The following is a 20878-nucleotide window of genomic DNA, read 5'->3' on the forward strand; positions in this document are numbered from 1 at the left end:
ATCAGCGGCCTGTTTTGCCAGTGTTTTTTGCATTCCCACCGAGCCATGTCCCCGTAGGAGCTGCCGAAGGCTGCGATCTTTTGATCCTGGTTCCTGGTGCAAGTCTTACCACCGCAGCGCTCCTAAAAAGATCGCAGCCTGCGGCAGCTACGGTAGTCAGGTGTTTGGACTATCCACCTGCTCCAACATCCATTTCACAAAATCCCGCACCTTCGGCACTTCCGCCGAATGCTCGGGGTAGGCCAGGTAATAGGCGTCGCTGCTGGGCATCGCGTGTTGCCATGGGATCACCAGTTTGCCGTCGGCCAGTTCCTCTTCCACCAGGAATCGCGGCAATAGCGCTACGCCGCAACCGACCTGAGCGGCGCGGATGCACATGTAAAAGGTCTCGAAACGCGGGCCGTGATAGCTGTGCTCGGTGTGGTAGCCCTGGCTGTCGAACCAGTCGTGCCAGGCCTGGGGACGGGAGGCATTTTGCAGCAGCACCAGTTCGCTGAGTTGCGTCGGGTCGGTGAAGGGGGTCTCCGGCAGGCTGCCGGGGGCACACACAGGCACCAGTTCTTCGCCGAACAATCTCAGGCTCTCGGTGCCGGGGCGCGAGCCTTGGCCGAAGTAGAATGCCAGATCGCTGCGGCCTTGCAGCAGGGCGTCGGCTTCCTGTTCGTTGCACAGGTCCAGATGGATATGCGGATGGCGCAAACGCCAGCCCTTGAGCCGCGGCACCAGCCAGCGCGCACCGAAGGTCGACGGCGTCGAGACCCGCAGCACTTCAGTTTCGCCGCCGTAGGAGCGCAGGTAGTGGGTCGACATTTCGACCTGGGTGAGGATTTTACGCACCTCGACCAGGTACAGGTCACCGGCCGGGGTCATTTGCAGGCGTCGGCGAACACGCCGGAACAGCAAGTGCTGCAACAACTCCTCAAGCTGCGCGACCTGTTTGCTGACGGCGCTTTGGGTCAGGTTCAGCTCTTCGGCGGCGCGGGTAAAACTTAAGTGACGGGTGACCGCCTCAAAGCACTGCAGTGCGGTGATCGATGGCAGGTGGCGTTTATTCAGCATGGGTGGTCCCTTGTTCTTGTCTCAGCGCTGCGATGCCGACGCAGCATGAATAAACGGAATGATATCTCGCCTAAAGGTCGTTTGTTGACAAGTCTCAGTGCGGCTACAACTAGAGGTCTGAATAGCCGCGTTTGCCGGCTACGAACTTTCTGTTTTTCATGTTTGAGGAGTGACCCATGGTTGCCGCATTGCTTGATCGTCTTGGTGTGAACCCGGCGCTGTACCAGAACGGTAAACAGCCAGTGCATTCACCGATTGATGGCAGTCGTATTGCCGCCGTGAACTGGGAAGGCGCTGCGCAAGTCGAGCAGCAGGTCAGTCGCGCAGAGCATGCATTCGAACTCTGGCGCAAGGTTCCGGCGCCGCGTCGTGGCGAGCTGGTGCGTCAGTTGGGAGATATTCTGCGCGAATACAAGGCCGATCTCGGTGAGCTGGTGTCGTGGGAAGCCGGCAAGATTACTCAGGAAGGCCTGGGTGAAGTGCAAGAGATGATCGATATCTGCGACTTCGCGGTCGGCCTGTCTCGTCAGCTGTACGGTCTGACCATCGCTTCCGAGCGTCCAGGTCACCATATGCGTGAATCCTGGCACCCGCTGGGGGTGGTCGGGGTGATCAGTGCGTTCAACTTCCCGGTCGCGGTCTGGGCCTGGAACACTACGCTGGCGCTGGTCTGCGGCAACGCCGTGATCTGGAAGCCGTCGGAGAAGACCCCGCTGACCGCACTGGCCTGCCAGGCGCTGTTCGAGCGTGTACTGAAGAACTTCAGCGATGCGCCGCCGTACCTCAGCCAAGTGATCATCGGTGGTCGTGATGCCGGTGAGGCCCTGGTCGACGATCCGCGCGTGGCCTTGATCAGCGCCACCGGCAGCACCCGCATGGGCCGTGAAGTGGCGCCGAAAATCGCCGCACGTTTCGCCCGCAGCATTCTTGAACTGGGTGGCAACAACGCGATGATCCTCGGCCCAAGCGCCGACCTCGATATGGCGGTACGGGCGATTCTGTTCAGCGCGGTCGGTACCGCGGGTCAGCGTTGCACCAGTCTTCGTCGGCTGATTGCTCATGAATCGGTCAAGGAAGAGATCGTCACCCGCCTCAAGGCTGCTTATTCCAAAGTGCGCATCGGCAACCCGCTGGAAGGCAATCTGGTCGGTCCGCTGATCGACAAACACAGCTTCGAGAACATGCAGGATGCGCTGGAGCAGGCACTGAGCGAAGGCGGCCGGGTGTTCGGTGGCAAGCGTCAGCTGGAAGAGCAATTCCCCAACGCCTATTACGTATCGCCGGCCATCGTCGAGATGCCGGAGCAGAGCGATGTGGTCTGCACTGAAACCTTCGCGCCGATTCTGTACGTGGTGGGTTACACGGATTTCGCCGACGCGCTGCGCCTGAACAACGCCGTGCCACAAGGCCTGTCGTCGTGCATCTTCACCACGGACGTGCGTGAGGCCGAGCAGTTCATGTCGGCGGTGGGCAGTGACTGCGGCATCGCCAACGTCAACATCGGCCCGAGCGGCGCGGAAATCGGCGGCGCCTTTGGTGGTGAGAAAGAAACCGGCGGCGGTCGCGAGTCCGGCTCCGATGCATGGCGCGGTTACATGCGTCGCCAGACCAATACCGTCAACTACTCGCTGGAGTTGCCGTTGGCGCAGGGGATTACCTTCGACTGAAGGGTTCCAGTCGGCATCGGGTGCGCCTGAAAAGATCGCAGCCTGCGGCAGCTCCTACGGGATTTGCGCACGGCTGCGATTTTGCGGATGTGTCCGGTGGCGAAGGCTGCGATCTTTGTCCAGGGTCGCACTCACAACGAGGGTTGGTTAGGTTTCATTTTCGGAGTCTGGCAATGCCGCTACGCGAAGAATGTCTATGGGAAAAACTGACGCCGCAAAGGCCTGACAATGCGGTACTTCAGGGCGAACTGACGGTGGATGTCTGCGTGATCGGCGCCGGCATTACCGGGCTGTCGGCGGCGATTCATTTGCTTGAGCAAGGCAAACGGGTGTGTGTACTCGAAGCCCATCGCACCGGCCACGGCGGCTCCGGGCGCAATGTCGGGCTGGTGAATGCCGGCATGTGGATTCCCCCGGACGAGATTGAAGCCGGTTTCGGCAAAACGGTCGGCAGCCAGCTCAATCGCATGCTCGGTGCCGCGCCATCACTGGTGTTCAGCCTGATCGACAAATACCACATCGATTGCCAGTTGCGTCGCGAGGGTACCTTGCACATGGGCCACAACGCCCGTGGCGAAGCCGACCTGCGCAGTCGAGAAGAACAATGGAAGCGTCGCGGCGCCCCGGTGGAGTTGTTGACCGGTGCCGCCTGCGAAGCCGCCACCGGCACCAAAAAAATCGCCGCGGCCTTGCTTGATCGGCGTGCTGGCACCCTGAACCCGATGGCCTACACCTGCGGTCTGGCCAAGGCGGCTGTGGGCCTGGGGGGGCAGTTGTTCGACCATTCGCCGGTCACCCAACTGGAACGTCAGGGTCAGTGCTGGTCGGTGCAGACTGCACAGGGTTCGGTGCTGGCCGAGCAAGTGGTGATTGCTTCCAATGCCTACACCGAAGGCGAGTGGACCGAACTGCGCCGCAACTTCTTCCCCGGTTATTACTACCAGATCGCTTCCAAGCCGCTGACCGAAGAGGCGGCGCAACAGATTCTGCCCGGTGGCCAGGGCTCATGGGATACCCGTCAGGTACTGAGCAGCATTCGTCGGGATGCCGATGGGCGCCTGTTGCTTGGCAGCCTGGGCAATGGCAACAAGAAGCCGACCTGGTTCTTGAAGTCCTGGGCCGACCGGGTCCAGCAGCATTACTTTCCCTACCTCAAACCGGTGGAGTGGGAGTCCACCTGGACCGGTTGCATTGCCTTTACCCCTGATCACTTGATGCGCCTGTTCGAACCTGCGCCCGGTTTAGTGGCAGTCACCGGCTATAACGGTCGCGGCGTGACCACGGGCAGCGTCGTTGGCAAAGCCTTCGCCGATTACCTGTGTAACGGAAATCCTCAGGCCTTGCCGATCCCCTTTGCCCCCATGCGACCATTGGCCGGAGTGGGGCTGCGCAGCTGTTTGTACGAGGCGGGCTTCTCTCTGTATCACGCGGGCCAGTGCCTGCGGATCGTTATCTAATTGTCGAAAAGTGTTGCAGGATGCTGCGGTTTTCAGCGAAGCGACTAGCCTGTAGTGGTGCGGGTTGTAGCAGTCCCGCACCGGCAGTGTGCACTTCGGTGACGCATGCTGTTACAGGCAGGTTGCACGTTATTAAGTGTCGCGGTTGCAATGATGGCACTTGATGGTTGCGCCTTTAAAAAAATACGGTTTTACCTTCCGCGGTTTAGACGGTTGCACGCCCAATGAAAATGGGCTCAAAACAGTCGATAAAACAATAACAGTGCGACTTTTTTCAGAATAAAAAACCAATGGCACGGCACTTGCTCTGAGCATTCAGTGAAGTCGCAGTGCCAACTAAAAAAGAACCATGGAGCATCACCTCATGTCCCAGACGTTTTACAAGAAAGGCTTTCTGGCCCTCGCAGTGTCAGCTGCGTTGGGTGTTTCTGCGTTTGCTCAGGCTGACATCAAGTTCGGGGTAGCGGGTCCAATGACCGGTGCCAACGCATCGTTCGGCGAACAGTACATGAGAGGAGCGCAGGCAGCGGCGGACGAAATCAACGCCAAGGGCGGCGTCAATGGCGAGAAGATCGTGTTGGTGAAAGGCGATGATGCCTGTGAGCCGAAACAGGCCGTGGCTGTGGCCAACCGCATGGTTGACCAGGACAAGGTGGCGGGCGTAGTCGGGCACTTCTGCTCATCTTCGACCATTCCGGCTTCCGAGGTGTACAGCGATGCCGGCGTGATCGCGATCACCCCAGGCTCCACCAACCCGGCGGTGACCGAACGTGGCCTGAGTGCCATGTTCCGTATGTGCGGGCGTGACGATCAGCAAGGTATCGTTGCCGGCGACTACATCGTCGACGTGCTCAAGGGCAAAAAAGTCGCGGTACTGCACGATAAGGACACCTATGGCCAAGGCCTGGCGGATGCCACCAAGGCACAGCTGACCAAGCGCGGCGTGACGCCGGTGCTGTACGAAGGCCTGACCCGTGGTGAAAAAGACTTCAGCGCCGTGGTGACCAAGATCCGCGCCGCGGGTGCCGACATCGTCTACTTCGGTGGCCTGCACCCGGAAGCCGGTCCTCTGGTTCGCCAGTTGCGCGAGCAGGGTTTGAAAGACGTCAAGTTCATGTCCGATGACGGTATTGTTACCGACGAGCTGGTGACCACTGCTGGCGGTCCTCAGTACGTCGACGGCGTTTACATGACCTTCGGCGCCGACCCGCGCATGCTGCCAGAGAGCAAGGCGGTGGTAGAGCAATTCCGCAAGTCGGGTTACGAGCCTGAGGGCTACACCCTGTATGCCTACGCTTCAGTCCAGACGCTGGCCGCCGCCTTCAACGGTGCCAAATCCGACAAGGGCGAAGACGCGGCCAAATGGCTGAAAGCCAATGCGGTCAAAACCGTGATGGGCGAGAAGACCTGGGACGCCAAAGGCGACCTGAAGGTTTCCGACTACGTGGTTTACCAGTGGGACAAGGACGGCAAATACCACCAGCTGGAAAAACAGAAGTGACATGAACCTCTGATCTGGCCGACACCTGCGGTGTCGGCCAGACGCAAAGCGTGTCCGTGCAGTACCTGTCTTTTCTCGTAGAGCTGCACAAGTGTGTGTTGCCGGGTGGTTGAACCCCAAGCCGTCGCAGCAAGTGTTTGTGCAGTCTCTCAAGTGTGTGAGATTGCGTTATGGATGGTATTTTCCTGCAGCAACTGATCAATGGACTGACCCTAGGGTCCGTCTATGGTCTGATCGCCATCGGCTACACAATGGTCTATGGCATCATTGGCATGATCAACTTCGCCCACGGCGAGGTTTACATGATTTCCGCTTACCTCGCGGCAATCAGTCTGGCTCTGCTGGCCTACTTCGGTATCGAATCCTTCCCGCTGCTCATTCTCGGAACCCTGGTCTTCACCGTCGTTGTGACGGGGATCTATGGCTGGGTCATCGAGCGTGTCGCGTATAAACCGCTGCGCAACTCTACCCGACTGGCACCGCTGATCAGCGCCATCGGCATCTCGCTGATTCTGCAGAACTACGCGCAGATCAGTCAGGGTGCAAAACAACAAGGTGTGCCGACGCTGCTTGCCGGCGCGCTGAAAGTCGATATCGGCACTGGTTTCGTCCAGCTCACCTACACCAAGATCTTCATTCTGATCGCAGCATTCGCCGGGATGGCCGTGCTGACCTACATCATCAAGTACACCAAGCTCGGGCGCATGTGCCGCGCCACCCAGCAAGACCGCAAGATGGCCTCGATCCTGGGGATCAACACTGACCGGGTGATTTCCTACGTGTTCATCATCGGTGCAGCCATGGCGGCCCTGGCCGGTGTGCTGATCACCATGAACTACGGCACGTTCGACTTCTATGCCGGCTTCGTCATTGGCATCAAGGCGTTCACCGCGGCGGTACTGGGCGGGATCGGTTCGTTGCCCGGCGCCATGCTCGGCGGGATCATTCTCGGGATCTCCGAGTCGCTGTTCTCCGGCCTGATCAACTCTGACTATAAAGACGTGTTCAGTTTCTCGCTGCTGGTGCTGATCCTGATCTTCCGTCCTCAAGGCCTGCTGGGTCGCCCACTCGTGGCGAAGGTGTAAGTATGTCTGCTGCCAATAAACCGATTGATATCAAAAAAAGTGTCATTGACGCCGTTCTGGCCGGGCTGATCTCGCTGATCGTGTTCGGGCCGATTGTCGGCGTAGTGCTCGACGGCTACAGCTTCAACCTCCAGCCCGCGCGCGTTGGCTGGCTGGTGGCGATCGTCATGGTCGGACGCTTTGCAATGAGCTTGTTCATGCAAACCCCCAAAGGTTTGAAAATCCTCCATGGCTTCGAAAGCACGGGCTCAGGTGTGCATGTGCTGGCGCCGGACTACAAGTCACGGCTGCGCTGGATCATTCCGGCGCTGATCGTGATCGCCATCGTGTTTCCGTTCTTTGCCAACAAGTACATTCTGACCGTGGTCATTCTCGGCCTGATCTACGTGTTGCTCGGCCTTGGGCTGAACATAGTGGTCGGCCTGGCCGGCTTGCTCGATCTGGGCTACGTGGCGTTCTATGCCATCGGCGCCTATGGCCTGGCGTTGGGTTATCAATACCTCGGACTGGGGTTCTGGACGGTGTTGCCATTGTCGGCCCTGGCGGCGGGGCTCGCGGGATGCCTGCTCGGCTTCCCGGTCTTGCGAATGCATGGGGACTACCTGGCCATCGTGACCCTGGGTTTCGGCGAGATCATTCGTCTGGTCCTCAACAACTGGTTGTCCTTCACTGGCGGGCCGAACGGCATGCCGGTGCCATCGCCGACCTTTTTCGGCCTGGAGTTCGGACGCCGGGCCAAGGAAGGAGGGGTGCCGTTCCATGAGTTCTTCGGCCTTGAATACAACCCCAACATCAAGTTCCTGTTCATCTACATCGTGTTGTTCCTGGTGGTATTGCTGGTGCTCTATATCAAGCATCGCCTGACGCGGATGCCGGTCGGCCGGGCCTGGGAAGCGTTGCGTGAAGACGAAATCGCCTGTCGCTCGATGGGCCTGAACCACGTGCTGGTCAAGCTCTCGGCCTTCACCATCGGTGCTTCCACGGCGGGTTTGGCTGGGGTGTTTTTCGCCAGCTACCAGGGCTTCGTCAACCCGTCATCGTTCACCTTCTTCGAATCGGCACTGATTCTTGCCATCGTGGTACTGGGCGGCATGGGTTCGACGGTCGGTGTGGTGATCGCCGCGTTCGTGCTCACGGTCGCGCCGGAGTTGCTGCGCACCTTCTCCGAATATCGGGTGCTGCTGTTCGGCGTGTTGATGGTGGTGATGATGATCTGGCGACCACGGGGCCTGATTCGCATCAGCCGTACCGGTGTGACCCCGCGTAAAGGAGTGGCGCCATGAACGATGAAGTCATTCTCTCGGTCGAGAACCTGATGATGCACTTCGGCGGCATCAAAGCCCTGAGCGACGTCAGCCTGCAAGTCAAACGCAACTCGATCTTCGCTCTGATCGGCCCCAACGGCGCAGGCAAGACCACGGTGTTCAACTGCCTGACCGGCTTCTACAAAGCCTCCGGCGGCAAGATCGAGCTCAATACCCGTGGCGAGCCCATCAACGTCATCAAGATGCTTGGCGAGCCCTTTCGCGCGACCGATTTCGTCTCGCCGAGAAGCTTCGCCAGCCGGCTGTTCTACAAGATGTTTGGCGGCACTCACCTGATCAACCGCGCCGGGCTGGCGCGGACCTTCCAGAACATTCGCCTGTTCAGGGAAATGTCGGTGGTGGAAAACCTGCTGGTGGCCCAGCACATGTGGGTCAACCGCAACTTGCTGTCCGGAATTTTCAACACCAAGGGCTATCGCAAGGCTGAAAGCGATGCGCTGGATCACGCGTTTTACTGGCTGGAAGTGGTGAATCTGGTGGACTGCGCCAACCGTCTGGCCGGTGAGTTGTCCTACGGACAGCAACGGCGCCTGGAGATCGCCCGGGCCATGTGCACCCGGCCCAAGCTTATCTGCCTCGACGAACCGGCTGCCGGCCTCAACCCTCAAGAAACCGAAGCGCTGAGCGCGATGATCCGGCTGCTGCGCGACGAACACGATCTGACTGTGGTGCTGATCGAACACGACATGGGCATGGTAATGAGCATTTCCGACCACATTGTGGTGCTGGACCACGGCAACGTGATTGCCGAAGGTGGCCCTGAAGCGATCCGCAACGATCCGAAGGTGATCGCTGCCTACCTGGGCGCTGATGAAGAGGAGCTGGTATGAGTCAACCGATCCTCGAACTGAAAGAGATCGATGTGTTCTACGGGCCGATCCAGGCCCTGAAGAAGGTCTCGCTGCACATCAATGAAGGGGAAACCGTCGCCCTGATCGGCTCCAACGGGGCCGGCAAGTCGACGCTGCTGATGTCGATCTTCGGTCAGCCTCGGGCCGAGGATGGGCAGATCATCTACCAGGGAGTCGACATTACCCACAAATCGTCTCATTACATCGCCTCCCACGGCATCGCTCAATCGCCGGAAGGACGGCGGGTATTCCCCGACATGACGGTCGAGGAAAATCTGCTGATGGGCACCATTCCGATCGGTGACAAATACGCCACCGAGGACATGCAGCGCATGTTCGAGCTGTTCCCACGGCTCAAGGAGCGGCGTACTCAGCGAGCCATGACCATGTCCGGCGGCGAGCAGCAAATGCTCGCCATCGCTCGGGCGCTGATGAGCCGACCCAAGCTGCTATTGCTCGACGAGCCGAGCCTGGGGCTGGCGCCTATCGTGGTGAAACAGATCTTCGCCACCCTGCGCGAGCTGGCTGCGACCGGTATGACGATCTTTCTCGTGGAGCAGAACGCCAACCATGCGCTCAAGTTGTCGGATCGGGCGTATGTGATGGTCAACGGCGAAATCCGCTTGAGCGGTACCGGCAAGGAGCTGCTGGTCAACGAAGAGGTGCGCAACGCCTATCTCGGCGGTCACTGAGTTCTTTCTTGCAGGACCCAGCCTCGGCGAGTGATCGCCGGGGCTTTTTTCGGTCTGCAAAACACCACTAATCCTTTGTGGGAGCGAGCTTGCTCGCGATAGCAATCCGTCAGGGACCGCAGTGCTGAATGTGCTGCAGTCATCGCGAGCAAGCTCGCTCCCACAAGGACCGTGTTGCTCTTTTGAGAAATTGTGGAAAACAAATTTAACAACCTGTTAAAGCGCGACATAAAGCCGCTGCAAATAACTGTTTTGTCACAGTTTTGACTTGTCCCCGTTTGCTGTGGAACTGACTGTGGGTAACGTGGGAGTATCTGGCTGGACGCCTTGTTTTACGTGGCTTTCAGAGTTGTGGTTGTTTTTTGATCAAGGGTTTTTACGTGGCTTTAGGCGGGCGTTGTCAACCTTTTTATTGTCGCAGCAGATGGACCGAAAAGGCGTTGCACAGCCTGTGGATAAGTCTGTGGTTAAACTCTGGAAAGAAGCGGCAAGACGGCGTAATTACTGGCTTGGCGCCATCGTGGGGAGAACGGAAAGGGCGCACTGATTGCAGAGGGCTGCATGTGACGCTCCCGCGGGTCAAGCAAAATACTTGCAAAGTCACGCTGCAGGCCTTGTGGATAGCGGCTCCGAGGAAATTGCACTTGCCCCCAAAGACTGTGGACGGGGCTGTGGATAAGATGCGTGCACATGGCTGCAGGCCACGGTGGGCCGGGCTTTGGATCGAGTGATCAATTTTTGTACAGTGATTATGCTCTTCGTAGCAGCTGCCGAAGGCTGCGTTCGGCCTGGGCCGCATTCGGACGAAGCGGTCGTAAATCAGGTGCCCGCGATTAACTTGGTGAAACCGAGTCGCCTGGATTGCGACCGCTTCGCGCTCGAACGCAGGCTTCGCCAGCTGCTACGAAGGGTTGTGCCGCATACTTTTCCTTTGCTTCGGTTGCCGCTATGGCGCCAGCCGGGCATGCTGCAAGGCGACTTTTATTCAATGATGGCTGATTCAGGCCCAGCAAGGAGAACACGATGTCCAACACCCTGTTTATTACCGGCGCGACCTCCGGTTTTGGTGAAGCCTGTGCCCGTCGTTTTGCCGAGGCGGGATGGTCATTGGTGCTGACAGGCCGTCGTGAAGAGCGCCTGAATGCCTTGTGCGCCGAACTCTCGAAGCAGACCGAAGTCCATGGCCTGGTGCTTGATGTACGTGATCGCAAGGCCATGGAGGAGGCGATTGCCAATCTACCGCCATCCTTCAGCAAGCTGCGCGGGCTGATCAACAACGCCGGCCTGGCGCTGGGCGTCGACCCGGCGCCCAAGTGCGATCTGGACGACTGGGACACCATGGTCGATACCAACATCAAGGGCCTGATGTACAGCACCCGCTTGTTGCTGCCACGCTTGATTGCCCACGGTCGCGGTGCCGGGATCATCAACCTGGGCTCCATCGCCGGTAACTATCCGTACCCGGGCAGCCACGTCTATGGCGCGAGCAAGGCCTTCGTCAAACAGTTCTCGCTGAACCTGCGCTGCGACCTGCAGGGCACCGGTGTGCGGGTGACCAACATCGAGCCGGGTCTGTGCGAAAGCGAGTTCTCGCTGGTGCGCTTTGCCGGTGACCAGGCCCGCTACGATGCGACGTACGCTGGCGCCGAGCCGATCCAGCCGCAGGACATCGCCGAGACGATTTTCTGGGTCCTCAACACCCCGGCGCACATCAACATCAACAGCCTCGAGCTGATGCCGGTGAGCCAGACCTGGGGTGGTTTTGCCATTGAGCGCGGGGCCAAGGGTTAAAACCGAGTCGCCCCTTGTGGCGAGCGGGCTTGCCCGCGCTAGGGCGCGTAGCGGCCCTAAAACCTGCAACCGCGATTTATCAGCAAGACCGCGTTTGCTGGCTTTACGACTGCTGCGCAGCCGAACGGGGGCAAGCCCCTCACCACACGGGTCTGACAGTCAGCCGAAGTATTCGACCAGGCCGCGATAGCAGGTCGCCAAATGATAAGGCGTGGTCGATGGCATATCCCGACGGCTCACTGTGCCTGCCGCATCCAGGCACTCATACCAGCCACCGGCATGCAGAAACCGCTGTTGCAGCGCATTCAACTGGCGTTGCAACAGCGGCTGGGCGTCTGGCCGCAACGTCAGGGCGCGCAGGTATTCGGCTTGAGCCCAGATCCGCTGAGTACCGTCACGAACGCTTCCGTCGGTATCCAGCATGCCACTGACGGTGCCGGTTTGCGGATCGACGCCGACCTGTTCGGCATAGGCGAAGGCGCGTTCCAGCGAGGCGTGCAGCGGCGAGCCTTTGAGCAATGGGGAAGACTCGAGCAGGAAGAACCACTCGAACTGATGCCCCGGCTCGAACCAGTTATCCACAGCCCCCAATGGCTTCTCCATCATTACGCCGTGCTGACGGTCGATGAAGCGCCTTTGCATGGCATCGCACAGTGAGCCAAGGGCCGATTGCACGGCGGCGTCCTGGCGAACCGATAGCGTGGCAAGGAAGGCTTCGGCCAAGTGCATCAGGGGGTTCTGCAAGGGCCCGGATTTGAGCGATGACCAGTCCCGCTCGAGACTGGCTTCATACAAACCGTCGTCGCTGGCGAAGTGCTCGGCCAGCATTTCCAGGGCGGCATCGAGCACCGACTCCACCAGCGGTTCACGAACCTTGTCCCAGTAATGGGCGCAGGCGAAGATGATGAACGCGTGGGTATAGAGGTCTTTGCGTTGGTCCAGCGGCGTGCCTTGGGCGTCGATGCTGTAGAACCAGCCGCCATGCTCGGCATCGTGGAAATGCCGCTGCAACGAGCGGAACAGCGCCGCGGCGTGGTCCTCGGCAGCGGCAAACCCGGGTTCGCCGATCAGGCTTGAAAACAGGTAAAGCTGACGCGCGCAGGCCATGGCCCGGTAACGTTGTGGCGGCAAGGGCCGATGTTCGGCGTCCAGCGCTTCATAGGGCAGCGCCAGCTCGGCATTCCAGCCAGGACCCTGCCAAAGCGGCACGATCACATCATGGAAATGCTGCTGCACGGCCGCGAACAAAGCGGTCAATTCAGGCTGGGAGGCGGAGCTGGAAACATCGGGCATCGGCGCGTCGTCACGGCAGGGGTGTTTGCGCGACATGGTAGCAGAGAGGTTGGCATGAGAGAGGTTGTGTCTTTCAGACCGCCAATCGCGAGCAAGCTCGCTCCCACACTGGACCTGTGTCGATCACAAGTTATGTGATCGACGAATATCTAAGGTGGGAGCGAGCTTGCTCGCGATGAGGCCAGAGCAAATGCTGAAAATTCAGCCCGCCAACAACCAAACCCCAGTCGCCGCCGACGCCGCCCCGGCCAGCCTCACCAGTGGTGCAGCCGCTCGCGGCAGTACGCGCACTACCACGAAACCAACAGCATGCAGCGCCGCCGTGGCGGCAACGAAACCTGCGGCATAGGCCCAAGGGCTGGACATCTCCGGCAGCTCCAGGCCATGCGCCACGCCATGGAACAGGGCAAACAGGGCTGTTGCGCCAAGCGCCAGGCTCAACGGCGGACGCACTGCCAGCGCCACGGCCAGTCCCAGCGCCAGTACCGAAGCGGCGATTCCACTTTCCAGCGCCGGCAGGTTCAGCCCTTCAAAACCAAGCAGGCCTCCAATCAACATAGTGCCGACAAAGGTGCAGGGTAGCGCCCAGCGCGCCGCCCCTTGTTGTTGCGCAGCCCACAAGCCAACCGCGAGCATCGCCAGCAGGTGATCGAGGCCGCCGATCGGGTGGCTGATGCCGGCGATCAAACCGTTATCGCCATGGCCGGGGTGGGCGAAGGCGAGAGCGGGAGTGAGCAGCAGGGCGACGGCGCCGAGGATGCGTTTGAGTGTCATGAATAAGCTTCCTTGTTGATGTTCTTTTTCAATGAAGGCATCAGGCCGCGGTCAGCAGCCCCTGGCGTTCGATAAAAGCGATGATTGCGTCCAGCCCAAAGCCGGTTTTCTGGTTGCTGAAAACGAACGGCTTATCGCCGCGCATGCGTTTGGTGTCGCTGTCCATCAGCTCCAGCGAAGCGCCCACCAGTGGGGCCAGGTCGATCTTGTTGATCACCAGCAGGTCGGATTTGCAGATCCCCGGGCCGCCCTTGCGTGGCAGCTTGTCACCGGCCGAGACGTCGATCACGTAGATGGTCAGGTCCGACAATTCGGGGCTGAAGGTCGCCGACAGATTGTCGCCGCCGGACTCCACCAGAATCAGATCGAGACCGGGGAAGCGCCGATTCAACTGATCGACCGCTTCGAGGTTGATCGAGGCATCCTCACGAATCGCCGTGTGCGGGCAACCGCCGGTTTCCACACCGATAATCCGCTCCGGCGCCAACGCCGCATTTCGCACCAGGAAATCGGCGTCTTCACGGGTGTAGATGTCGTTGGTGACCACCGCCAGGTTGTAGCGTTCGCGCAGGGCCAGGCACAGGGCCAGAGTCAGGGCGGTCTTGCCGGAACCGACCGGGCCGCCGATACCAACGCGCAACGGTTGTGCGTTCATGTGTTTCTCCTAGGAGCGGAATAGACGGCTGTACTGGCGCTCATGGGCCATGCACGCCAGGGACAGGCCGAAAGTGGCGCTGCCGTACTGATCGGGAGCGATGTTCGAAGCCTTGTGCTGGGCTTGCTGCAGCACCGGCAGCAGTTCGCTGGTAAGACGCTGGGCAGCTTGTTGGCCAAGCGGCAGGGTCTTCATCAGCACCGCCAGTTGATTTTCCAGCCAGCTCCAGAGCCAGGCGGCCAGCGCGTCCTGCGGGCTGATTTGCCAAGCGCGAGCGGCCAGCGCCCAGCCAAGAGCCAGGTGCGGTTCTGGATGTTGCGCAAGAAAGCTCCGGGCGGGGGCGTCGAGTTCCGGCAAGCCATTGAGCAGCTGTTGCAGGGAGTAGCCCATTTGCCGGCTTTCCTGATGCAGTTCGCGGGTCTCGCGGCTGGCACGGTGTGCTTCGCAGTGTTGCAACAGTTCGGCCCAGTCTTCGTCCGCCGCGGCGCGGCAGTGAGCGAGCAACAGCGGTGCTTCAAAGCGCGCCAGGTTGAGCAGCAACTGATCGCTGATCCAGCGTCGGGCCGTTTGCGGGTCGCTGACTCGAGCCTGTTCCACGGCCATTTCCAGCCCTTGGGAATAGCTGTAGCCGCCGATCGGCAGTTGCGGGCTGGCCAGACGCAGCAAGGCCCAGGCCGGGTTCATGGGCGTACGCCGAACTGGTGCAGGCGTGGTGGGTAGTTGAAGTCTTCGTCGCCATGCCGTGAATGGTGGTGGCCACCGCCATAGGCACCCTGTTCCGGCTGGAATGGCGCTTCGAGGGGCTCGGTGTGGGCGCCAAGCTGTTCAAGCATGGCCTTGAGGACGTAGTCGTCAAGCAGGCGTAGCCAGCCATCACCGACCTGCAGCGCGACATGCCGATTGCCCAGATGATAGGCGGCTCGGGTCAGCTCAAAGGCATTGGCGCAGGTGACGTGCAGCAGCCGCTCGGGACGAGCGCAGACTCGCACGATGCGCCCGTCTTCGGCTTGCAGGAACTCGCCGTCATGCAAGGGTGGTTGACCACGCTCCAAAAACAGACCGACGTCTTCACCATCGGCACTGAAACAGCGCAGCCGGCTTTTTCTGCGTGCCTCGAAATTCAGGTGCAGTTCGGCGGTCCAGAGGGGTTGAGGGTCGATTCTGCGATGAATCACCAGCATTGGAGGGCTTCCAGCAAGAGACGTTGTTCAGGCTAGAGCAAGGCCCTTGCCAACAGCGCTGGATGTAGGAAAAAACCGAAAACACTGTAGGTGCGTTGCCTGCGCCAGAAAGGGAGGGCGCAGGTTTTGCGTGGGAATGGTGCGGCGAAGAAGTCGGCGCACCGTTTTGCGGCGAGAGGTTTGCCCCCTCGGCGGGCAGCCGGTGTTCACCCGCTGCTCAGCTCCGTCAGTCAGGCTCCATCACCCCGCGATAAAACAACCACTCCTGCTCCAGCGCATGAGCTTGATTGCCAGCCTTGCGAAAACCGTGGCGTTCGTCGGGGTAGTAATGAGCCTGGGCCGGGATGCCGTTGTCCTGCAAGGCTTTGAGCATGTCACGGGTCTGTTGCGGGACGACCACGGCGTCGAGTTCGCCCTGGAAAAATATCACTGGCACGCGAATGTTGCCGGCATGCAGCAGTGGTGTGCGGGCGTTGTAGCGCTCGGCGTCCTGTTCGGGGTCGCCGATCAGCCAGTCGAGGTAATCACCCTCGAACTTGTGGGTTGTGCGAGCCAGCGCGATCGGATCGCTGACACCGTACAGGCTGGCGCCAGCGCGGAAAACCTGGTGAAACGCCAGCGCGCAGAGGGTGGTGTAACCGCCGGCACTGCCGCCACGGATGAAGGCGTTTTCGCCATCAATCAACCCTTGCCCGGCGAGGTAGGCGACGACGGCGCACGCGTCCTCGACATCCACCTCGCCCCAGCTCAAATGCAACGCTTGCCGATAGGCGCGACCGTAGCCGCTGCTGCCGCGGTAGTTGAGGTCGGCGATGGCAAAGCCTCGTTGTGTCCAGTACTGGATACGCGGATCGAGCATCGGGTAGCAGGCGGAAGTCGGGCCGCCGTGGATAAACACCACCAAGGGCGGTTTGGCGACGCCGTTCATGGCCGGGTAGAAAAAGCCATGGGCTTCGTCCTTGCCGCTTGGGTAGCGCAAGGTTTGCGGACGACTGATCTGCTCGGCAGGCAAGGGCGCAATACCACCGGCGAGTACCTGGACCTCATGGGTATCGCGATGGATGGCGACTACCGCCGCGGGGCTCACGGGCGACGCAACTATGCAGTAAACAAACTGTTTATCCAGCGCCAGATTGCGGAATCGGCTGTAACCGCCGGTGAAATCTTCCAGTGATCCATCACCTTTGCGCAGCCCCAATCGGCCAAAACCCGCTTCGGTCCAGCTCGCCAGGTAGGCGCCTTCACCCAGTGGCAACCAGCTACTGCCACCCAGTTGCCAGGGCGCGGGTGCGTGATCGGCTGCAGCACTGGGCAGCGGGCTAAAGCCTGATGCGGATTCGATCCAGGGTTGCCAGAACCCTGCGCGATCCGTCAGGCAATAAAGACCGCCAGACTGATCAAAACGCGGTTGTTGCAGGGACTCTTCGGCGCCATCGCCGGCCACGCAACGCGGTGGGCTCCAATCGCTGCCCACCTGATGCTCGGCCACCATCAGGCGGGTAGAGGTCCAGGGTTGATGGGGACGATCCCATTCGATCCAGGCTAGCCGCTGACCATCTGGACTCAAGGTCGGCGCAGCGTAGAAGTCCGCGCCTTCGGCCAGTAACTGACGTTGCCCACTGGCGCTATCGATGGCGACCAATCGGTGTTGATCAAGGTTCTCTTCGACTGCCAGAACCTGTCCGGCCGCGAACTGCAGATCGCCATAACGGCACACGCCCTGGGTCAACGCCTGGGGAGTCTCGCCTTGCAGTGATTGCCGATACACTTGCTGGTCCGTTTCGTTGACGAACACCAGCCCGTCATCGCTCAGGCAGAACGAACCGCCGCCATATTCATAGACCCGACTGCGCACGCTGAACCCCGAGGGCGTCAGGCAGCGGGCTTGACCCGCGTGCCAGTGCCAGATCCGGCAGGCCGCATCTTCGGGGCGGTATTCATTCCAGAACAGGCCGTGCCGGCCGACTTGCAGTTCAGCGAAGTCGATACCGGCGGCGACAGCCCGGGCGGCGCTGAAAGGTTCAGCCTTTAACGATGAGGCGTGAGTTTCGTTCATTGCGAAAGGCCAGTTGTTCGATGGTCTGGGTCGCGTGCTCGGCTTCTTCGCGGGCCTTGAGAATCACGCCGTGATGTTCCGATTTGCTGCACACCGGATCGGCGTTGCTCGCATCGCCGGTGAGCATGAAGGCCTGGCAGCGGCAGCCGCCGAAGTCCTTTTCTTTCTCGTCGCAGGAGCGGCAGGGCTCGGGCATCCAGTCATAGCCGCGAAATTTGTTGAAGCCGAACGAGTCATACCAGATGTGCTGCATGCTGTGCTCGCGCACGTTCGGGAATTGCACCGGCAGCTGCCGCGCGCCGTGACACGGCAGGGCAGTGCCGTCCGGAGTGACGGTGAGGAAGATACTGCCCCAGCCGTTCATGCAGCCTTTGGGGCGTTCCTCGTAGTAATCCGGAGTGACGAAGATCAGCTTGCACGGATTCCCTTCGGCTTCCAGTTTGACGCGGTATTCGTTGGTGACACGTTCGGCGCGAACCAGTTGATCTTTGGTCGGCAACAGGCCGACTCGGTTGAGCTGAGCCCAGCCGTAGAACTGGCAGGTGGCGAGCTCGACGAAGTCGGCTTCCAGTGCGATGCACAGCTCGATGATGCGGTCGATCTTGTCGATGTTGTGCCGATGGGTGACGAAGTTCAGCACCATCGGATAGCCGTGGGCTTTCACCGCACGAGCCATTTCGAGCTTTTGCGCGAAGGCTTTTTTCGAACCGGCCAGCAAGTTGTTCACTTGCTCGTCGCTGGCCTGGAAACTGATCTGGATATGGTCCAGCCCGGCTTTCTTGAAGTCACTGATTTTCTGCTCGGTGAGGCCGATGCCGGAGGTAATCAGGTTGGTGTAGAAACCCAGCTTGCGGGCTTCAGCAATCAGCTCGGCGAGGTCCTGGCGCACCAGCGGTTCGCCGCCGGAAAAACCCAGCTGCGCGGCGCCCATCTCCCGTGCTTCGCGGAACACCTTGATCCACTGTTCGGTGCTCAGCTCCTTGCCCTGCTCGGCGAAATCCAGCGGATTGGAGCAATAGGGGCATTGCAGCGGGCAGCGGTAGGTCAGCTCGGCCAGCAGCCACAAGGGCAGGCCGATCTCAGGCTTGGGCGGTATCCGTAGCGCCTGTTCAGACAAGTTCGATCCAGTGCTGTGCACGGGCGACCTCCATGAATTGCTCGATGTCGTCAGCGAGCTCGGGTATGCCGGGGAATTTGGCGTCCAGTTCGGCGATGATCGCCGCGACGTCACGCTCTCCGTCGATCAGGCCGCCAATCAGCGCGGCACTTTCGTTGAGTTTGATCATGCCTTCGGGGTACAGCAGCACATGGCCTTTTTGCGCCGGTTCGTACTGGTAACGGTAGCCGGTCCGCCAGGTCGGGGTCTTGCTGCGATCGAAACTCATAGGGTGATCCCTTTGTGCCAGACCCGCTGTTCGGTCACGCTGTGATAAGGCGGGCGGTTCAGTTCGTAGGCCATGCTCATGGCATCGAGCATGCTCCAAAGGATGTCCAGTTTGAACTGGAGAATTTCCAGCATGCGCTCCTGGCCGACCCGCGTGGTGTAGTGCTGCAGAGTGATCGCCATGCCGTGCTCCACATCCCGTCGAGCCTGGCTCAGGCGCATGCGGAAATACTCATAACCGGCCGGGTCGATCCAGGGGTAATGCTGCGGCCAGCTGTCGAGTCGCGACTGGTGGATTTGCGGGGCGAACAGTTCAGTCAACGAGCTGCTGGCGGCTTCCTGCCAATTGGCCCGGCGGGCGAAGTTGACGTAGGCGTCGACGGCAAAACGCACGCCGGGCAAGACCAGTTCCTGGGAGCGCAGTTGATCCGGGTCGAGGCCGACCGCCTGGCCCAGCCGCAGCCAGGCTTCGATGCCACCGTCTTCACCGGGCGCGCCATCGTGGTCCAGCAGGCGCTGAATCCACTCGCGGCGGACCTCGCGGTCCGGGCAGTTGGCCAGGATCGCCGCGTCCTTGAGCGGGATGTTCACCTGATAATAAAAACGGTTGGCAACCCAGCCCTGGATCTGCTCGCGGGTCGCCCGACCTTCATACATCGCCACGTGATAAGGGTGATAGATGTGGTAGTAGGCACCCTTGGCGCGCAGCGCCTGTTCGAATTCGGCGGGGGACATTGGTTGGTCAGGCATTTCGGTTCTCCGGGGAACAACTTTATGTCGTCTGGGTAAGCTGCTTTCGCGCAAACCCTGTGGCGAGGGGGCTTGCCCCCGTTCGGCTGCGAAGCAGTCGTGAAACCGGTTCATGCGTTCTATCAGATCAGTTGCGTTGGATGATTTCAGGACCGTGGCGCGGCCCAACGGGGGCAAGCCCCCTCGCCACAATTGCCTGCAATTGATCGTGTGACGATCGCGGCTACAGCTCAATACTCATTCCGTCGTAAGCCACCTCGACCTTTCGTCGTAGAAGTTCGGCACGTTCGGCGGAGTCTTCGTCGAGAATCGGGTTGGTGTTGTTGATGTGGATAAGCACTTTGCGCTGCTTGGGCAACTGTTCCAGTACTTCCAGCATGCCGCCGGGACCGTTCTGTGCCAGATGGCCCATCTCCCGACCGGTACGGGTGCCAACGCCACGGCGCTGCATTTCGTCGTCGTCCCACATCGTGCCATCCACCAGCAGGCAGTCGCTGCCGGCCATGATTTCCAGCAACGGTGCATCGACCTTGCCCAGGCCCGGCGCGTAGAACAGCTTGCCGCCGGTGCGCAGGTCTTCGACGATCAGCCCGATATTGTCGCCGGGGTGTGGGTCGAAGCGATGGGGCGAGTAGGGTGGTGCGGCGCTGCGCAGCGGCAGCGGGGTGAAGCGCAGGTTCGGGCAGGCGGGGATGGTGAACGTGCCTTCGAGCTCGATGCGGTTCCAGTTCAACCCGCTATTCCAGTGAGTGAGCATGGTGAACAGCGGGAAACCGCTACTCAGGTCCTCATGGACCATGTCGGTGCACCAGACCTGGTGCGGGCAGCCTTCGCGCAGGCTGAGCAGGCCGGTGGTGTGATCGATCTGGCTGTCCATCAGGATGATCGCGCTGATCCCGGTATCGCGCAGGGCACGGCCCGGTTGCATCGGGGCGAAGTTCTGCAGTTGCGCGCGGATGTCCGGCGAGGCATTGCACAGCACCCAGTTCACGCCATCATCGGAGATCGCGATGGACGACTGGGTGCGTGCCTCGGCCCGCAGGCTGCCGTCGCGAAAACCCGCGCAGTTCACGCAATTGCAGTTCCACTGCGGGAACCCACCGCCGGCGGCGGAACCTAGAATCTGGACAAACATCGCCGCTCCATTACTCAAAAGCTGAAAATAAAAACGCCCCGGGCTGGCCGAGGCGTTGCACCACGTTTTCTACTCAAAGGCAGAATTAACGGCTGGCGAAGTACATGGTGACTTCAAAGCCGATACGCAGGTCGGTGTAAGCAGGTTTGGACCAGGTCATAAAAACGTTCCTTCAGGCGGGTGAGAAAAATTCCACTCTATACATATAGTCCACCTCCCGTG

Annotated in this window: 20 protein-coding genes; 8 read left to right on the forward strand and 12 right to left on the reverse strand. The window is 60.3% G+C overall.

Going from position 1 to position 20878, the window contains the following annotated elements; translation table 11 throughout:
- Positions 1-156: 156 nt before the first annotated feature.
- Entirely contained in the window at positions 157-1059 is a 903-nt protein-coding gene (locus F8N85_RS07825; protein ID WP_150803073.1) for a LysR family transcriptional regulator, read from the reverse strand.
- Between the two features lie 176 nt (positions 1060-1235).
- Between F8N85_RS07825 and F8N85_RS07830 the strand changes: the two genes are divergently transcribed.
- From F8N85_RS07830 to F8N85_RS07870, 8 genes are all read left to right on the forward strand, one after another.
- The gene (locus tag F8N85_RS07830) at positions 1236-2726 is read left to right on the forward strand and encodes an aldehyde dehydrogenase family protein (RefSeq protein ID WP_150803074.1); all 1491 of its coding nucleotides are present in this window, start codon (positions 1236-1238) and stop codon (positions 2724-2726) included.
- Positions 2727-2899: 173 nt separating this feature from the next.
- Positions 2900-4183 carry an NAD(P)/FAD-dependent oxidoreductase gene (locus F8N85_RS07835; RefSeq protein WP_150803075.1) on the forward strand — a complete coding sequence of 428 codons (1284 nt, stop codon included), beginning with the start codon at positions 2900-2902 and terminating at the stop codon, positions 4181-4183.
- Between the two features lie 364 nt (positions 4184-4547).
- Entirely contained in the window at positions 4548-5684 is a 1137-nt protein-coding gene (locus F8N85_RS07840; RefSeq protein ID WP_150803076.1) for an ABC transporter substrate-binding protein, read from the forward strand.
- 170 nt (positions 5685-5854) lie between these two features.
- Positions 5855-6769 carry an ABC transporter permease subunit gene (locus tag F8N85_RS07845; protein WP_150640417.1) on the forward strand — a complete coding sequence of 305 codons (915 nt, stop codon included), beginning with the start codon at positions 5855-5857 and terminating at the stop codon, positions 6767-6769.
- 2 nt (positions 6770-6771) lie between these two features.
- A complete protein-coding gene (gene livM / locus F8N85_RS07850) occupies positions 6772-8052 on the forward strand; it encodes a high-affinity branched-chain amino acid ABC transporter permease LivM (RefSeq protein WP_150803077.1) in 1281 nt (426 codons plus the stop codon).
- Positions 8049-8924: an ABC transporter ATP-binding protein gene (locus tag F8N85_RS07855; protein WP_150803078.1), complete on the forward strand. Its 876-nt coding sequence runs from the start codon at positions 8049-8051 to the stop codon at positions 8922-8924. The genes livM and F8N85_RS07855 overlap by 4 nt, the downstream gene beginning before the upstream one ends.
- Complete coding sequence (locus tag F8N85_RS07860) at positions 8921-9637, forward strand: ABC transporter ATP-binding protein (protein WP_150803079.1); 717 nt, start codon at positions 8921-8923, stop codon at positions 9635-9637. Before F8N85_RS07855 ends, F8N85_RS07860 begins: the two co-directional genes overlap by 4 nt.
- A gap of 1023 nt (positions 9638-10660) precedes the next feature.
- Positions 10661-11428 (forward strand): SDR family oxidoreductase, encoded by a 768-nt coding sequence (locus tag F8N85_RS07870; protein ID WP_150803081.1) that lies wholly within the window; start codon positions 10661-10663, stop codon positions 11426-11428.
- Positions 11429-11587: 159 nt separating this feature from the next.
- Here the strand turns inward: F8N85_RS07870 and F8N85_RS07875 are convergent, their stop codons facing one another.
- From F8N85_RS07875 to pqqA, 11 genes are all read right to left on the reverse strand, one after another.
- A complete protein-coding gene (locus tag F8N85_RS07875; protein ID WP_150803082.1) occupies positions 11588-12721 on the reverse strand; it encodes an AGE family epimerase/isomerase in 1134 nt (377 codons plus the stop codon).
- A 201-nt stretch (positions 12722-12922) separates the two neighbouring features.
- Positions 12923-13495 carry a HupE/UreJ family protein gene (locus F8N85_RS07880; RefSeq protein ID WP_150803083.1) on the reverse strand — a complete coding sequence of 191 codons (573 nt, stop codon included), beginning with the start codon at positions 13493-13495 and terminating at the stop codon, positions 12923-12925.
- Between the two features lie 40 nt (positions 13496-13535).
- The gene (ureG, locus tag F8N85_RS07885) at positions 13536-14150 is read right to left on the reverse strand and encodes an urease accessory protein UreG (protein ID WP_150803084.1); all 615 of its coding nucleotides are present in this window, start codon (positions 14148-14150) and stop codon (positions 13536-13538) included.
- 9 nt (positions 14151-14159) lie between these two features.
- Positions 14160-14834, reverse strand: coding sequence for an urease accessory protein UreF (locus tag F8N85_RS07890; protein WP_150803085.1), 675 nt, complete (start codon positions 14832-14834; stop codon positions 14160-14162).
- Entirely contained in the window at positions 14831-15331 is a 501-nt protein-coding gene (ureE, locus tag F8N85_RS07895; RefSeq protein WP_150803086.1) for an urease accessory protein UreE, read from the reverse strand. The genes F8N85_RS07890 and ureE overlap by 4 nt, the downstream gene beginning before the upstream one ends.
- Before the next feature lie 226 nt (positions 15332-15557).
- On the reverse strand, positions 15558-17387 hold the full coding sequence (locus tag F8N85_RS07900) for a S9 family peptidase (protein WP_150803087.1): 1830 nt from the start codon (positions 17385-17387) through the stop codon (positions 15558-15560).
- Positions 17353-18525: a pyrroloquinoline quinone biosynthesis protein PqqE gene (gene pqqE / locus F8N85_RS07905; protein ID WP_150803088.1), complete on the reverse strand. Its 1173-nt coding sequence runs from the start codon at positions 18523-18525 to the stop codon at positions 17353-17355. Before pqqE ends, F8N85_RS07900 begins: the two co-directional genes overlap by 35 nt.
- Positions 18497-18772: a pyrroloquinoline quinone biosynthesis peptide chaperone PqqD gene (pqqD, locus tag F8N85_RS07910; protein WP_150803089.1), complete on the reverse strand. Its 276-nt coding sequence runs from the start codon at positions 18770-18772 to the stop codon at positions 18497-18499. The genes pqqE and pqqD overlap by 29 nt, the downstream gene beginning before the upstream one ends.
- Positions 18769-19521, reverse strand: coding sequence for a pyrroloquinoline-quinone synthase PqqC (gene pqqC / locus F8N85_RS07915; RefSeq protein WP_150803090.1), 753 nt, complete (start codon positions 19519-19521; stop codon positions 18769-18771). Before pqqC ends, pqqD begins: the two co-directional genes overlap by 4 nt.
- 223 nt (positions 19522-19744) lie before the next feature.
- Positions 19745-20656 carry a pyrroloquinoline quinone biosynthesis protein PqqB gene (gene pqqB, locus F8N85_RS07920; protein WP_150803091.1) on the reverse strand — a complete coding sequence of 304 codons (912 nt, stop codon included), beginning with the start codon at positions 20654-20656 and terminating at the stop codon, positions 19745-19747.
- Positions 20657-20741: 85 nt separating this feature from the next.
- Entirely contained in the window at positions 20742-20816 is a 75-nt protein-coding gene (gene pqqA, locus F8N85_RS07925; RefSeq protein ID WP_003194766.1) for a pyrroloquinoline quinone precursor peptide PqqA, read from the reverse strand.
- Positions 20817-20878: the final 62 nt, after the last annotated feature.

The sequence above is a fragment of the Pseudomonas fluorescens genome (genome assembly GCF_902497875.1).
GTDB lineage: Bacteria > Pseudomonadota > Gammaproteobacteria > Pseudomonadales > Pseudomonadaceae > Aquipseudomonas > Aquipseudomonas fluorescens_BR.